This is a genomic window from Paraburkholderia fungorum, from assembly GCF_003610895.1.
In the GTDB taxonomy this organism is placed as follows: Bacteria; Pseudomonadota; Gammaproteobacteria; order Burkholderiales; family Burkholderiaceae; genus Paraburkholderia; species Paraburkholderia fungorum_B.
On the sequence record NZ_MCAS01000012.1, the window covers coordinates 182,118 to 198,245 of the forward strand.

Annotated in this window: 11 protein-coding genes; 10 read left to right on the forward strand and 1 reads right to left on the reverse strand. The window is 61.9% G+C overall.

The genetic code is table 11. The features are described 5' to 3' along the window. Positions 1-8 precede the first annotated feature (8 nt). From cuyB to BCY88_RS13620, 9 genes are all read left to right on the forward strand, one after another. On the forward strand, positions 9-719 hold the full coding sequence (gene cuyB, locus BCY88_RS13580) for a cysteate racemase (protein WP_120344743.1): 711 nt from the start codon (positions 9-11) through the stop codon (positions 717-719). Then, a complete protein-coding gene (locus tag BCY88_RS13585; protein ID WP_120344744.1) occupies positions 716-2,134 on the forward strand; it encodes a dicarboxylate/amino acid:cation symporter in 1,419 nt (472 codons plus the stop codon). The genes cuyB and BCY88_RS13585 overlap by 4 nt, the downstream gene beginning before the upstream one ends. A 14-nt stretch (positions 2,135-2,148) precedes the next feature. Further along, positions 2,149-2,715, forward strand: coding sequence for a hypothetical protein (locus BCY88_RS13590; protein WP_310796119.1), 567 nt, complete (start codon positions 2,149-2,151; stop codon positions 2,713-2,715). Between the two features lie 96 nt (positions 2,716-2,811). Beyond that, the gene (gene tssK / locus BCY88_RS13595) at positions 2,812-4,143 is read left to right on the forward strand and encodes a type VI secretion system baseplate subunit TssK (protein ID WP_120344745.1); all 1,332 of its coding nucleotides are present in this window, start codon (positions 2,812-2,814) and stop codon (positions 4,141-4,143) included. Between the two features lie 22 nt (positions 4,144-4,165). Further along, a complete protein-coding gene (locus BCY88_RS13600; RefSeq protein WP_120344746.1) occupies positions 4,166-4,918 on the forward strand; it encodes a DotU family type IV/VI secretion system protein in 753 nt (250 codons plus the stop codon). 37 nt (positions 4,919-4,955) lie between these two features. Beyond that, positions 4,956-9,188, forward strand: a complete 4,233-nt coding sequence (locus BCY88_RS13605; RefSeq protein ID WP_120344747.1) for a type VI secretion system protein — start codon at positions 4,956-4,958, stop codon at positions 9,186-9,188. Next, positions 9,185-10,327, forward strand: coding sequence for a type VI secretion system protein TssA (gene tssA, locus BCY88_RS13610; RefSeq protein WP_183081359.1), 1,143 nt, complete (start codon positions 9,185-9,187; stop codon positions 10,325-10,327). Before BCY88_RS13605 ends, tssA begins: the two co-directional genes overlap by 4 nt. An 87-nt stretch (positions 10,328-10,414) precedes the next feature. After that, positions 10,415-12,193: a hypothetical protein gene (locus BCY88_RS13615; protein ID WP_120344749.1), complete on the forward strand. Its 1,779-nt coding sequence runs from the start codon at positions 10,415-10,417 to the stop codon at positions 12,191-12,193. 36 nt (positions 12,194-12,229) lie between these two features. Next, a complete protein-coding gene (locus tag BCY88_RS13620; protein WP_147408519.1) occupies positions 12,230-13,462 on the forward strand; it encodes a hypothetical protein in 1,233 nt (410 codons plus the stop codon). A gap of 49 nt (positions 13,463-13,511) precedes the next feature. Here the strand turns inward: BCY88_RS13620 and BCY88_RS13625 are convergent, their stop codons facing one another. After that, positions 13,512-14,648: a M35 family metalloendopeptidase gene (locus tag BCY88_RS13625; RefSeq protein WP_120344751.1), complete on the reverse strand. Its 1,137-nt coding sequence runs from the start codon at positions 14,646-14,648 to the stop codon at positions 13,512-13,514. Positions 14,649-15,362: 714 nt separating this feature from the next. Between BCY88_RS13625 and BCY88_RS13630 the strand changes: the two genes are divergently transcribed. Then, positions 15,363-16,058: a response regulator transcription factor gene (locus BCY88_RS13630; protein WP_120345007.1), complete on the forward strand. Its 696-nt coding sequence runs from the start codon at positions 15,363-15,365 to the stop codon at positions 16,056-16,058. Positions 16,059-16,128 lie beyond the last annotated feature (70 nt).

Here is a 16,128-nt window from a genome sequence, read left to right on the forward strand (position 1 = left end):
AGAACCGCATGGCACTGATCGGTATTCTTGGCGGCATGGGACCGCTTGCGACCGTGGATTTCATGGAGCGGATTATCCAGCTGACGAGCACCGCAGGGGCGCTGTGCGACCAGCAACATCTGCCGCTGCTCGTGGCCAATCTGCCGCATATCCCCGATCGGTCGGAGGCGATGCTCGGGGGCGGCGAAGATCCGCTGCCGGCGCTGCTCGACGGTATCGACATGCTCAACCGGAACGGCGTCGAACTGATCGCCGTACCGTGCAATTCGGCACACTACTGGTACGACTCGATGCGAGCGCGCAGCGGTGCGCCGATTCTGCATATCGCTGAAACCTGTGTCGCCGCCATGCCGGCGGATACGCGCCGTGCAGCCGTCCTCGCGACGGGCGGCACGCTTCACTCGGGGCTCTACCAGCGCATCCTCGCGGCGCGCGACATCGAACCCGTGGTGCCGGACGAAGGCGCCCAGCAGAACCTCGACGCGTGCATCCATGCCGTCAAGGCGGGCGATCTCGCCCGCTCCGCGGAATATCTCCGGGCGGCACTGCGTGATTTCGAAGCGCGCGGCGCCGAGGCGGCGGTCATGGGCTGCACGGAGATTCCGCTCGCGGCGCGGCATCTGGAGGCGTCTGCCATGGCACTTGTGGACAGCACGCTCGAACTGGCGCGCGCGACGGTGTCATATGGTCTTTCCCGTGGCTGGAACGTACGCCGATGAAGGTCCTGAAGCGTCTTTCCAACAGTACCCTCGGGCTGCTCCTGTTCCTCGGGCTGGGCATCCTGGCCGGCACGCTGGTGCGGCCGGCGGGCGTGATCGCATCCGTCGTGGGGCAGATCTATCTGGCGCTTGTCAATATGGCTGCCGTGCCGCTGCTGGTCGTGGCGATGTTCTTCGGCCTGCGGCAACTGCTGGCGCTGGCGCACCCCGAGCTGCGCATCGGTTCGATGCTGTCACTGGCACTCGCGCTGGTCGCGCTGTGCGCCGTGTGCGGCACGTTGGTGGGGATCGCCGCGGCGCCGGGCGCCCATCTTTCGGAAGGTGCGCGCGTCCAGCTGGGACAGGCGGTGCTGCAGAGCGCGAGCGATGCGGAAGACCTGCGCATGTCGTTGCTCGATGCGCATGAACCAGGCCACGCGCTGTCCGCGATCTCGCTGCGCGACGTTGTGCCCGACAACTTTTATCGCGTGCTCGCCGACGGTCGCGCGCTCGGCATCCTGACGTGCACGATCCTGTTCGGCATGGCATTCGCCGCGCTGTCCAGCGCGCAGACGCGCGTGCTGAACAGTGTATTCGAAAGCATCTACAGGACGTTCGAGGCGATCATCGAACATGCGAATCTGCTGTTGCCCTTGCTCGTGTTCGGCAGTGCCGCGCATGTGGCGGGGCACACGAGTGGGGCCATGCTCAGTGCGATGAGCGGATTCCTGCTGTGGTTCGTGCTCTGCGCATTGCTTCTATCCTGCATCGCGATTGCGGCAATCGCGGCCCGTGCAGGCGTACCGCTCGCTCGCGTGATGACCATGCTGAAGACCCCCATGCTCGTCGGCCTGACCTCGGGCAGCGCGACGGCGCCGATTCCGCACACGATCGAGGCCATGAGCACACGGCTCGGATTCAGCCGCGGCGTGGCGGAACTGGTGGTGCCGTTCGGGGCCGTGTTCGTACGCGCCGGCTCCGCGCTCTATTTCGCGCTGGCGACGGTGTTCGTCGCGAATCTCTATGGACGTCCGCTGGATGCGGGCGACATGGCCATGGTCGCGGCGGCATCGATGTTCGCGGCTTTCGTGTCGGCAGGGCAGAGCGGCGTGGCGGGTGTCGGCTACGCGGGCATCGTGCTGTCGAGTCTGCAACTGCCGGTCGAGGCGGCAGGCGTGCTGTTCGTGGCGATCGACCTGATCTGCGAAGGACCGCGCAATCTGCTCAGTTTGCTTTCCGTCTGCATGGTGGTGGCGCTCGTTTCAGCGGGACTGCCCTCCGAGCGCGTGTCGACGGTGGATGGGCAGGCCGCGGCGCAGCCGGACGCGCTGTTCCGTTTCGCGTTCAACCGCGTGCAGCTTGCACTGGCGACGGGATGCGTCGCGACGGTTGGGCTGCTGATCGTACTGATGGGCATTGGAGTAGGCGCCAAATGAAGCAGATGAGCCAAATGAGCGAAATGACGGATGGGACGGGCTGCCAATCCACATCGACACAGGCGGCCCGCACGCCGAACGGGGTCTACGCGGTCATGACGGATGTCACGCGCAAGCTTGCGACGTGGTGCCTGGCCGCATGCATCGCGGCGTCGCTTGCGGGATGCGCGATGCCTTCCATGCTGAGCTTCAAGGGCGACAAGGTGAAGTGGGACACGATGACCTTCAGTGCCAGCGACGACGTGAACAACAACAGCCCGGTCGCCGTCGATGTCGTGTTCGTCACCGACGAAGCGATGCTGGCGCGAATCGCCGAGCTGCCGGCGTCGAAATGGTTTGCCGGACGTGCCGATCTGGTCAGCACATTTCCGAAGAGTATCGGCTACCGGAGCTGGGAATTCGTGCCCGGCCAGCATCTCGATGTTCCCGGCGACACATTCGATCGCCCTCGTGTGGCAGCGGCCTTCGTGTTTGCCAACTATGCCGGTCCCGGCGCGCACCGCGTGCGGATCGAACAGTTCAGCGGCCGGCTCGCAGTGCAGCTCGACGACAACACGTTTTCCATTTCGGCCGTGAAATGAACCTATACCCACGTTCTATGAATTCGTCCGATTCCGTGCCGGTGCGCGAGCGCGCCGCAGGGTTGCGTGCGTCCTTTTCTCCGCGGAGCAACGGTCATGAGTGAATTCGCTCAACCGGTTGTCGACCGGGTCGAATGGTTCGAGGGCATGCTGCTCGCCCCGCAGCACTTCCAGTTGATGAATGCGCGCGTCGATTCGCTCGTGGCATGGCAGACACTGGCCTGTGCGCCGTTCAGCTGGGGTGTGCGCCGTCTCGTCTTCGACCAGGGGCTGCTGCCTGCGGGCGTGCTGCGCGTCCTGGCGCTCGACGCGATCATGCCCGACGGCACGGCCGTCTCGTATTCGGCGGAGTCGAGCCAGCACGGACGGCTCGAGTTGTCGCTCGAACCGTTTGCCGAGCAACTCGCGAACGGGCCGATCGATTTCTATCTGACGCTTCCCGTCGTCGCGTCGATGCGTCACGACAGCGAGATACGCCGCTTTCGTTCGACGGCCGGCGTGCCAGTCGCCGACGAAGTGTCGCAGGCACCGCCTGCCGACATCCCGCGCCTCATTCCCGATCTTGCGTTGGCCGCGGGTGAGCTGCCGTCGGCGATGTACGTCTCGTTGCGGCTCGGTGCGGTGTATCGCGACAACGAGATGGTGCGGCTGGGCGAACGCCTGCCGCCTCTGCTCGAAATCGCTCGTGACAATCCACTCTGGACGACCGTTTCCCTGCTGCTCGGGCAATTGCGCGGCAAGGCGGCTTTCGTCGCAAGGCAGACCGTGATTCCGTCGTCGAAAGTCGAAGACCGGCTCACGCAGCTCGAACTGAAGGACCGGTTGCGCAGCCTGCTCTGCGCGCTGCCGCATGCTGAAGCCGTACTGCGCACGCCGCACCTGCATCCGCTCGCGCTTTATCTGGCGCTCGCCTCGCTAAGCGGCTCGCTAAGCATGCTCATGCACGGCGGACTTGCGCCCGTGCCGCCCGATTACGACCACGCCGATCCCCTCGCTGTATTTACCCCGCTATTGCGAGGTGTGCGCGATGCGATCGCCGAGGTGAGCGAAGGCTACCGCGAGCGCAAATTCGAATTTCGCCACGGTGCGTTCGAGATCGCCTTGCAGCCGGACTGGGTGGGCGAGCGGCTGGTGGTCGGGCTGCGTGGTCAGTCCGACCACGATCTGCGGGCATGGATGGATGGCGCGACCGTGGGGTCGCAATCGGTCTACCCGTCGTTGCGCACCCGTCGTGTGCTGGGTGCGCAGCGACGCGTCGTCGACCATGCGGAGGAACTGGGCTTGCGCTCCGGGTCCGGTTATCTGCTGTTCGAGATCGAGGCCGATTCCGTACTCGTGCGCTCAAGCGAGACGCTCGTGATCGCCAATCTGAATGAGAGTGCGAGCGTACAGCGGCCGCAGGAAATGCTGCTGTTCGTGAAAGGCTGATCAATACAAAACCAGAGCGGACATGGCACGCAATACATTTGAACTTGAAGAGAACGACATCGTCATGGTGCAGTTTCGCCTCTTTGTCGATGAGCTGGTGAGAGCGCAACGGCGCTTTTCCGGGGAGCCCGACGCGACGCCGGAACTCGCGGCCCAGCGCGTCAGCCGCCACCTGCTGAATCTGCTGGAAATCCAGACCTTGCAGTCCCGCCGTGACAGCACGCGATTCGATATCGAGAACCTCGCTGACGCACGGTATCTGAAGGCCGTGCTCGCCGACGAACTGCTGCTCAACACGCCGTGGATCGGCCGCGAATGCTGGACGAGCTGTCTGCTCGAATCGACGCTGTATCGAACGAATGTCGCCGGCGACCTCGTGTTCCGCAAGATCGAGCAACTGCTGTCGGATCGCGAGCCGTCGCGCCGCGACATTGCGCGGCTTTTTCTTTTTGCGCTGGCGATGGGTTTTCACGGGCGTTTTCGCGGCACGGACGCCACCGCGCAGTTGCGCAGCTACCGTGAGGAACTCTACGAATTCATCTATCAGCGGCGGCCCGGTCTCGGCGGGCGCGACGCTCCGCTGGCGGAAGACGCGTATGCCAACACGATTTCGCACATCGCGCCGCGCAAACTGCCCGCCGTGAGCCGTTGGACCATGATGGTCCTGCTCGCGGCCGTTGCGCTGCTCGCCTGTTCGGAACTGCTGTGGCTCTGGCAGTCGTGGCCGGTGCGCGAGGCGCTTCGCAGCGACAGCGTGGAAAGGATGAGTTCATGAGCGCGATGCACAAACTGAAGCCTGTGGGAGATCGCGCATGCTGACGAGCGACCTGTTTCTGCTCTCGCTGGCCGTTCTCATCGTTGTCGTGTGCACGGTGCTGGGCGTCGTCGTGTATTTTGCCGCGCACGGTGCGCAGAACAAGACGACGGGCGATCGCAAGATCGTCCGGATGCGCACCGATTCGTTGCGCAACGCGTTTCGCCAGGCCGTCGAACTGGTCGAGGGTAATATTGCGTCGCGGGCCGAGCGTTACAACGTGCCCTGGATTCTCGTATTGAACGAAGGCGACGATCCGCGTCCTCTGCCGATCGCGCAGTCCGGCGTAGCGAGCGTGCTGAGTTCGGAAGCTGCGACGCCGGCCGCGACTCAGGGCATTGCGTGGCAGTTCTTCGATCGCGGCATCGTGATCGACATCAAGGCAGCCTACCTCGGCTCGCCCGATGAAGACACCGACGAAAAGCCCTGGGACGAATTCCTGAGCCTGTGCCGCAACTATCGGCCGCAGCGGCCGTTCGATTCGGTCGTGGTGACGGTGCCCGCCGCGATGCTGCTGGCCGAGGATACCGATGCAAGACTCGAACTCGTGCGTCACGCGAAGCTCGCGCATCGGCGCTTGTGGCTCGCGCAGAATCGCTTCGCGATGCGCTTTGCACTGTATGTCGTTGTGACAGGGGGGGAGGCGCTGGCCGGCTTCACGTCGTTTGCGCGCGCCTTGCCTGAGCCACTGCGTGCCAGCATGCTCGGCTGGTCTTCGCCGTACGACCTTTCGGTGACTTACCAGGCGAGCTGGGTCGACACCGCCATGACCAGCATCGAACGCGCGGTGTCGGATGCGAGCGCCGAACTTTTCACGCTCGACACCGGGCATCTCGACGCACGCGAAATTCTGTTTCTGCCTGCCCGCATCGATGCGCTCCGTTCACAGTTGCAGCTCTACGTGGACGAACTGCTTCGGCCAAGTGCGTACCATGAACCGTTTTTCTTCCGCGGTATTTACCTGACGGGCGACACCGGCGAGCTCAGCGGAGCGGGCGTCGACGAGAACGGACTGGGTGACGTTGACGCAATGGAGGCCGGCTCCGATCCCTATGGCCGCGGTGCGGAGCCCTATCTGACCGGCGGCGATGACAGAGGCGCGGGAGAGACGGGCCCGGACCACGCGGATCAGGCTGCTGCGCACCCGGCGCCGGGCGAACGGGCCCGGCCGCGCGAGACTGGATCGCTCGTCAACGATCTGATGCTGCAGCCGGCTTTCCTGCGTGATCTGTTCGACAAGAAGATCTTTCTCGAATATGGCCTGACCCGGCCGTCGCGGACCCAGCATCTTGCGCGGCCGCTGGTCAATCGCACGCTCCACTGGGGCACGCTCATGCTGCTTGGCGGTTGGGGCATCGGGCTCGCCGTTGCGACGGTGCAGTTGAGCCATCGTCATGCCGCGATCGTGGCTGCGCTCGACGACCTGCGCAAGGATGCGCAGGAACGCGCGTCTGCCGAGCACGGTGGCCAGCAGTTGCCCGCTGACTGGTATCGAAGCAAGGCGCTTGCGCTGATCGGCGTGAACGACCGGCTGCATGCCGGCACGGACTGGTCGTTCTTCATGCCCGGCTCGTGGAACGTCGTCGACGATCTCAACGAACGTGTGCGGCAGCGCTTCGAACGCGAATTCGGCGAGATCGTCGTGACGGCGCTCGAGCGTGAGATGCTCGAACGTGTCGGAACGCTCACGGGTATCGCGCGCGATCCGGGTACGGGACAACTGATCGTCGGTGATGATTGCGCAGCGCCCGCAGTGGCGAGTGCCGCCGCGCGCGGCGTGGACAGTCTTGCCGTCGAGGATGCGCCTGCGATGCGTGCCTTGCAGCGCTACGTCGGCGCGGTCGATCAGCTCGACGCGGCGCTGCAAGCCATGCAGCGCTTGCAAAGGCCATCGGCGGCCAATGCCGATGCGCTTCGCCTCGCTGTGCGCTACGCATTCGGTGCGGAGTTGCAGGGCAACGTCGCCGGGAGCCTGCCGTACTTTTATCGTGATCCGGACCGTAGCGACGCCTACGCCGTCGACGGCGTGGGCGGGATCAATCTGCCCATCGTGCAGCAGGCCTTGCGCTGCACGTTCGACAAGGGCGCGCAGCAGCTTGACGAGGCGATCTTCGCGGGCAACCCGCTGTTGAATAGCGAGCGCGCGGTCGTGAGTCATCTGGGCAATCTGTCCGTGACGGAGACTAACGAAGCGGTCTTTGCCCAGCTCACCGGCGATTACCGCGCGATAGCGGCCGCCATCGGTACGCAGCAGGATCTGCTCGCCTCGGGCAAGGGCGGATGGATCAGGCAGACACAGTTCGTTCCCGGCCCGGTCTACGACCGTACGTTTGCGCGCGCCGCGCAAAGCCGTCTGCTCGGCCCCGACAGTGTGGCGCGCGTGCGCTCGCGTTCCGGCAATGCATACCTGGCGTTCAGGAGCGAATTGGCGCTGCGCTTTGGGGGCGCCGATGCCGGCATTGTGTGGATCGACAAGGACGCGCGCTACGCGGTCTCCCCGGCGCGACTTGCACTGCGCGACGGTCTGTTGAAGCTGCTGAACCAGCCATTCATGGTCGTGCCGCGCGATCTCCCGTTGCCGTCGATACCGGAGGGCTCCACCGTGACCTGGGACCGCGCCCAGCTCGACCAGGCGCTGGCGTTGGGCGAGGTGCGCAAGCACTTTCTGGCGGAAGGTCTGAACGCGCTTCCCGACACGCTGCGGCCGGTCGTCGAGCAGGCACTCGACGTGCAGTTCGCACGACTGATAATGGACCAGGTGGCGGCTGCTGCTGCCGTGTCGCCGGCGCAAGGCGAGCCGGATGGCGCTGCGTTCGACGCCGCGCGCAGCCGTCTCGTGAAGATACGCGCGGCGCTCGCCGACATGGACGCGGCCGCGCAAGCCGCCGATCTCGATGCGTTGACGTCGCGGGATGCGATGGAGCACCTGCGCCTCGTCGATGATGCCCTGATGCGCGCCGAGCTGTATGCGACCCGATCGGCGGGCACAGTACCAGGCGGCGCACCTGCGCCCGTGCTCGCTGCATTCGGCATAGCCGACCCGGCGCAACTGGGCGTCTATCTCGACCAGCAGGCGGCACGGGCCGCGGCGCTCGGCAAGCAGGCAGCGGTCTATCTGTCCGCGCTCGGCACAGCCGATGCGGTATCGCCCCTGGCACAGCGCTGGCAGGCGATCGAGCTCGATCTGGGCCGCTATCAGCTGAAAAATCCGAACAGCAGTCTGCTGATGCTGGAGCAATTCGTCCAGACGCTGGCGGGCGATGCTCGTGGGGGCGACTGCATCGGGCGATTCCCGTCACGGCCGTCCCTTAGCGGCGCGAGCGACTATTTCACCTCGGTGCACATGCGCCTGTACGACAGCCTGCTCGCGCGCTGTGGCCAAAGCTATAACGCTGAACTGCATCAGCAATGGGACGCTTTTGCGTCGACATTCAACCAGAACGTTGCGGGGCACCAGCCGTTCGGCGTTCCGGTGCGGCTTGCAAGCCGCGGCGGTGCGGGAGGCGTGGGCAGTGCACAAGGGGTGCCTGCGGACTTCGCCGAACTCGGGCAGACGCTGCGGCAATACGAACGCGCGTCGAAGATCTTGCAGCAGGCGCGCAACGGCGCCGTCGAGCGGGCCGTCGGCGGCAGCGCGACTGTGCGCCAGTTCGCTGACCGGTTCGACCCGGTGGCGGCGCTTCTCGCGCCGCTGTATCCGGCAAACGACGGAGCGCCGACGGGCTACGACTTGCGAGTCGATTTCCGCGCGAACCGGACGGCCGAGATCGCGGCCAACCAGGTGATCGACTGGACGCTCCGGGTAGGGGCACAAAGTGTTTCGATGAACGACACACCCGGGACGTTGCACTGGGAGTACGGCATGCCCGTCACGCTCGTGCTGCGCTTTGCGAAGGACTCGCCGCTCACGGCGGTCAACGATCCGGGGCAGCGCGCGTTCTCGACGGATGGTCGCGCGTTGACGTGGCAATTCGCCGACCCATGGGCGCTCTTTTCGTTTATCTCGCAGCAGCGCGTTGCCGATGTGCTCGCGCGCGATCGCGCATCGGCACAACTGTTGAAGTTCGATTTCCCGCTGAGCACCGTGAGCGCCGCCGACCTCGCGCTGCTGCCGAAACTGGCGCGCGGCCAGGTGTTCGTCCGTCTCACGCTGAGCAGCCCTGGCAGCAAGACACCGCTGGCATGGCCCGGCAGTTTCCCCACCTCCGCGCCTGAATGGAACGCACTATGAGCACATCGTATTTGCAGCACACCAAGCCGGAATTCGCCATCGACGTGGAGAGCTACCTCGCTGAGTTGCCGGATGGCGCAGGCGCGGGTAGATCGCTGCGCGGCGAGGCGATTTACGCACAGATTCGCGCGGCGCGGCATGAAGACGATGCCTCGCTGCCAATGGGCGAATGGGAGCGCCCGCTTGCCAAAGCGGACTGGAAGGCTGTCGCCGTACTGAGCGGCGACGCGTTGCGCACGCGCAGCAAGGATTTTCAGCTTGCCGCGTGGCTGTGCGAGGCGTGGACGCATCTGCATCATGTCGACGGTTTCGTGGCCGGCGTCGAGGTGATGACGGGACTCGTCGAGCACTATTGGGAGACGGCGTGGCCGCAACTCGAGGACGGTGACGCCGAAGTGCGGGCGGCGCCTTTCGCGTGGTTCGCCAGGACCATCGCGCGGGTGCTGTCGTTGGACGTGCCGCTGATGCAGATCGATGTGCCCGACGACCTGCCCGCGCTCAATCTCGAAGCGTTCCAGCGGCTTGCCGCGGCGCCCGCTGGCGATGGCGGCGGCACTGTGACTCGCGAGCTGATCGATCTGCACGTGATGCGCGGCGACAACCTCACCGCACTGACGCGATTGCGACAGCGCGCGGGCGCTGCAGGAGACGCCTGGGCGCGGATGTCCCAGCTCGTCGACCTTCGGCTCGGCGACTATGCGCCGAGTTTCAACGGCGTCGCGGAGGTGCTGACGCGCCTTTCGCGGGCCGCAGCCAGCCTGATCGGCGAGAGAGCGGTGCATGTGCCGCCGGCCGTCGAGGCATTGGGCGACACGCATGAAGAGGCGCATGGCGAAGACGCGTATAGCGAAGATGCACCGGCAACGTATGTGCCGATGCAACCGCATGCGACCTCGCACAAGACTGCTGCGTCGCTCCCGCACTGCATCGTCGACCTGATCACCGATCGCTCGCATGCCTACCGGCTGCTCGCCGACGTTGCGCGTTATCTACAGCGTCAGGAACCGCACAGCCCGACCTCGTATCTGCTCGCGCGGGCTATTTCATGGGAAAGCATGGCGCCGGGGGACTTGATGCGTGACATCGTGCAGCCGGATGGCAATGTCGAGCGTTATTTCCTGCTGCTTGGGATCGGGTGATGGCGATGAGCGCGATGCCAGCCGTGAGGCCGTTGCGGGCCAGGTCTCCTGTTTTCCAGTCAACACAACTTTCTCGCCGGAGATGCCATGTTTCTTGAACCCATAGTCGCGAAGCGGGCGGCCAGGATGATGATGCACGATGCTTTCGAAACCGTGTCGAGAGAGCATACGGGGCTCACCAAACACTTTCTGTCCAACAAGGCGAAGACGTTTGTCGCTAAGTGGAGCACGGAAAGCAAGGTCAGCATGGGAACCGGCGTGGCCGTCGCCGTTGGCGTGACCATTGCCGGGATCGCGACGGGCGGCATCGCGATCCCGGTGCTGATCGCGCTCGCTGCGGGCACCTACGCGCTCAGGAACGCCATCGAATTGATCGGCGCGGATCATAGGCGTGCGAACCGCAACTGGTTGCGGCGGTTCCCGAGTGCGAAGCAGGCCTCCGAGATGGGCGGCGTCTTCCTGACCGTGGAAGCCGGCGATGCGCTGCGACGGGCAGTCGATCACTTCCGCATGATGAAAACGATTCTCCAGGAAGTCGACGAAACAGAGGGTCGCGACTTCGCGAACTGCGAGCAGGCGATCAACTACGTCAAGGCGGTTTCGCGGTTCATTCATCACAGCGACAAGGTGCGTAACTACGCACTGCCTGTGCTCGATCTGCTGATCTTCTATCTCGACGCGTACGCGGAGCTCACCAAAGAATGGGCCATGTTGGAGCAGAACATCAGTTCGGCCTTGCAGCTCTGGTTCGAGCAGCACACCTACAGATGCTGCTGCGCCGGCGGCGGCGAGGACGTGTGCTATGCGCCGCCCGTTACCGGTCCCCTTGCCATGCCCGCCAAGCGGCACGCCGAAGCGATCTCTGCGTTGCCGGCGAGCTTCGAACCCGCCCCCGCGGCGCCAGGCTCGCCGGGCGCCGTGAAGATCAGCGAGTTGCTCGAAGGCATGAAGGCGGCTCGCGACAAGATCGTTGCAGGCATGCACGCGTCCGATAGCGCCAGCTGGAACTACAGCGCGGAACAGCCCGTCATGACCCGCGTCAGGGCAGGAGCGCCCGCTGCCGACCACATGCACAGAAGACGTCTCGAAGCATTGATCGACGCCGTGTGGCGGCAGGTGGACCGCCCCGGCTATTTTGCGCGGGCGACGCGGCGCGCCGGGCATTGGTACACACGGACGACAGGCAGCGAGAAAATCGGAGCGGTGATCGGCGAAGCGCTGGCTGTCGGCTCGATCTTTCTGCCGTTCATCGGTGAGGCTAACGAATTGACCAGGCTGGGGCAGAGCGCCGTCTCGGGCAGCATGACCGCCGCGGTACTGGTTGGCGACAAGGTGGGGCTCAATCTGCTGAAGGGGGCGGACGGTATCGCCATCAAGTCCAGCCTGCTCGATCATCGGCTCGTCGAGAAGCACGCGACGGACGAGATTCGGGAGGCCGGCGCGGGTGTGGAGAAACTCATGTCCAAGCTGATGCTGCATTTCAGGAAGGCAGCGGAAGCTGTGAAGTCGCTCGACGAGGCGTCGCGCTTCGTCTCGTCGTGCAACGACGCCATGGCTCTGTCCACCAAGGTTGCGGAAATCGTGTCCCAGATGGAGAAAGTGAGCCGTTACGCGGGGCCGTGTATCGGCATTGCCGATGTGCTGTGCAATCACTGCTATGCCTGGACCGTAAAGGAACGCGCGGTGTGGGAGGAGATGGAAACCAGTGTCGCCGAATGGCTGCGCGACGATGCCGGCCATGAGCATTGCCGGATTGGCCGCACCAAATGCTACGGCACGAAACATCACTACGCGGGGGGGAATTTTCTTGGGCGTGGCGGCACGTGGGTGCATATCACGAACGACCCGCACAACCCGATGACGTGACTTATTGAAGAGAACTTTTTATTTTCAGGGTATTCCATGGCAATGATTCCAACTAAAGCGGACTTTGTGCTTGCCACAGATCTGAAATTTGTCATCTCGGGAAGGCGGGCGGAAGACAGGCTTTTAAATGATATCGACGCGCTTCTTGATCTGTTTCATGGCCTGAACTCCGAATCGGACGCCGGCATCAAGAGAGCCGCCAGAATAAATGTGCTTGGCAGGCTGTACTTCGCGACCGACGGATGGCTGAAAATGGCTGATCTGGGAAGTAATTCGACAATAAATCCGCGTCGCCGGCCTGCTGTCTTTGCTCTCTACAAAATAATCGTAGAAAAAATAAAAGAGGAAACGGGCGTAACCGAGAACGTCATGCCTTCGTGGCTTGTGCAGACTTTCGGTAAAGATATGGGAGACCATGGAGTCGGCCTGGATTTGAGGGACGGTTGGGCTGAATACCTTTCGGAGCAGGAAAGGAGAAAATACAGATTGATCTTCAAGGGAGGGCTTGCATATCAGCAAAAGTGGTGGGAAAACAGCGAGGGATTGACGCTGGCTGATACGGAAATTCGTAATTTCAATAAGGACAATGTGATTGCGAATTTGTTCGGTGGATATGCGGTGAGCATGTCGGGTGATTTTTATAGTGGCCCGCATAACCCTCCAGGTGGAATCAGGGGTAACGCGCGATATCACTCGTCTTATCTTGCTGGCGATGCTGTGCTGTGCGCAGGGGAAATTCGTATAAAGAGTGGGGTTGTGACGCACATTAACAATGGCAGCGGACATTATCAGCCTGATAGTTCCAATCTGGCGCGTGCCGTGGAGTCGCTTGCAATACAAGGAGTCAATATTAGAAATATACTGGTGCGGGAATTTGGCCGTGGTGAAATAATGGCAGAATTATATTTGGCGAGAATTAATGAAAGTCTGGAAGTGCATCGTATGATTTCGAATCGTTCCAATGCAATGCCATCAGCCAGATCAAGGGTCGAGTACGCGCATATGGTGAATTATCGGGATCGCGATGAGCGAAAGGACGCGCTTGAAACATTGAAGTCCCACTGGATAAACAACGGAGCGAGGAAGGATCGTCCTGGGCACGGATATCATCTAAGGATGCAATGCGACGAATGCAGGAAACATGCAGCTTACTGGAAGGAGATGGATGATCTCGTAAAGGAGGCTGGAGGAGACGTAAGAAATGCCAGAGTATCCGCAAAACAGGCTCTGCCTTTGGGCATGGGCGGTATAACGCGGCCGCGGCGCTGAGATGGTCCCCACTGGGTGAACGAGCGAGGCTGCGGATGCTGAAGTGACACTATCCCCGCCCAGCCGCTTGCTGCCACTGATGTTTCGCCAGCTCACAAAAAATACGATATGAGTCGGCGTTCTTGACTGCACCTGCCGAATCAGTTCTGGCTAAAGCCAGGCAGTAGTGTGTTCCGTAACTTTTCTGATTTTTATTGGAATCGGCAGGCAATTTCATATTGAGATTATTGTACGCGGCACGGCCGAGCTTCACATCCTCCGTTGCCGCATACAAATGGGTTGCTTCATGTAGCACGCCTCCCCCGCGCGTCACCTGCATTACATCGTCATCGATCGCGACGATTTGCGCAGGAAGCGTAATAGTTGTTAAAGAGTCAAAGAATAGTTTGCCTAGCACAATCCTGTTGTTTGGGCGGGTGTTGTTGCTTGCATTAACGTACGCGTATTCGTCATCATCCGATGCTTTAATGTTTGCACAAGCCCCATTGGAGCCAAATCCTAATTCCATGAAATTGGATTCTGATGGATTGCGCCGGGCATAACCAAGCCGCACGTAATTTCCCTTCAGGCCATTCCAGGTGTGTTGAAGTACTGTCTTGACTGATTCAGCGATCGTTATAGTTTTCGTGACATTGTTTTTTGTCGTACTTATTGATCCATCTCCAAACCACATCCTCAATATGTCGAAATAGATGCCATTGCCACTGGCAGATGACAAGCCTGATTCAATGCGTATCGCGTGATTGGCGGCTACCAGACCATATGTGCAGAGCTCGACGGCTTCCCTGAATCCCGCAATGGCTTTCGATCGTTCATCCTCCGTCGCATGAGCCCAGAATGACCCGGCCAGGTATATACCAGGAGTTCCGGTAGGGGGCGCGAAGATATTTGGCGCCCTTCTATACGTTGCAATGTACGCGTCGAGCTGCATCTCATCCCAGCTTTCATAGGGTACTCCGCCTCTTGCGGGCGCGCCTCCCGTATCGATGGTCCTGGCGATAAGCATGGCGGCGCGCCTTAACCCGATCAGATCATTCGCGTTACCCGGACGGGATCTAAAAAGTGGAAAGCTGAAGTTCAGTGCATTATTTATGGCAGCGACTTGAGCCTTGTTTTTCTTGCTCAAAACACTCGCGATATGATCGACCACTGCGGCGCCCCTTTCGTCTGTAGCGATCGTCGCCATTGCTTTTCCAATGTAACTGTATTGCATACAAATGCCTTTCGATAATGTGATTTTCTGGTGCCGATCCGGCGAAACGGGTTGGCCAAAGCGTCGCCTGGGGGCGTAAGAGTGGAGCCTGGGGCGATGCGATTGTATTGAGCTTGGGGTGCGCGGGTCTGTAGCGCAAACGCGCTACGTCGTTCAGATCGCGGCAGGCGCGACACTACGTTCGCGGATTGTGCGGATCATTTACCGGATGCATCCCCCGTGCCGTCGCGCCCCAGAACGTTCGCTCCCGATGGACGATGTTTCGCGCCCTGGCACTTGTTGCGGCGATGTCAGCGACCGGGATGAGCAAACATCGTATGCGTTAGCGCCGATGTAAAAATGCCCCTCGCACGCGTAACCGATGACCGCCGCCGGAAGGCAATAACCTCGGTAAAGCGATATTGCATGCGTCATCGCACGATCTTGCTCGATCATCTCAGCACTGTGGCAGTGCCGCGCCTTCGCCGACCAGACAGTGCCCTCAAAAATGTTCCAGAACTGAGACGCTCAAGCAATCCACCAAAAAGGGGCGCACCTATACTAGGTCCCGTCTGAGCGTCGGGGGATTGCTCCGACATCCGCATTTCATCAATACATTCATTACCTCACGGCGGTCCCTATTACCAGGGATGATGCGTTAGGGGACGAACTCCGTTTGTCCCCGCCAATTGGACAATGCCCGTCCATATGCAGACCACGAACATCAACTCAGAATCGTTTCCCATCCACGTCGCGATCGTCGAAAGCGATCCGACCTTTCTCGATGCATTGAGCAAGGTCGTGCAGGCCGCGCCGGACATGCGATTGACGGGTGTCGCGGGCTCCCGTGCAGCGGGACTCGCGCTGCTGAATGGTGCTCCGGCGGACGTGCTGCTGATCGACCTGGGATTGCCCGACGGCTCGGGTATTGACGTGATCCGCGCGGGTGCCCGGAAATGGGCCGGTTGCAACATCATGGTCAGGACCAGTTTCGTCGACGAAACGCACGTGATGCGTTCGATCAAAGCCGGCGCAACCGGCTATCTGTTGAAGGACAGCCCGGTTGCGGGGATGGTCGAGGAAATCCGCAGCCTCGCGAGCGGCGGCAGTCCAATCAGCCCGATCATCGCCAGACAGATACTGACGCACTTCCGGCAAGGCGGCACCCGCCGCGCCGCGGGCAAGGAGCTGGCAGCGGCTTCTTCGTCCCTGCTGTCGGTCCGTGAGAAGGAAGTGTTGGGCTTCATTACCAAGGGCTTCACGACGAAGGAAATCGCGAAGCTGTTGCAGTTGTCTCAATTCACGGTGCGAACCTTCGTACGGCGCATCTACAGCAAGCTCAAGGTGACGTCGAAGGCAGAAGCCATTTTCGAAGCAAGGACGCTGGGACTGGTGGCGGACTAGGGACGTTGTTTTCGAGCCGCCCGGCTCGATTGCCTGACACATGCCCCGTTCGTGCGATGCAACTGCCGTC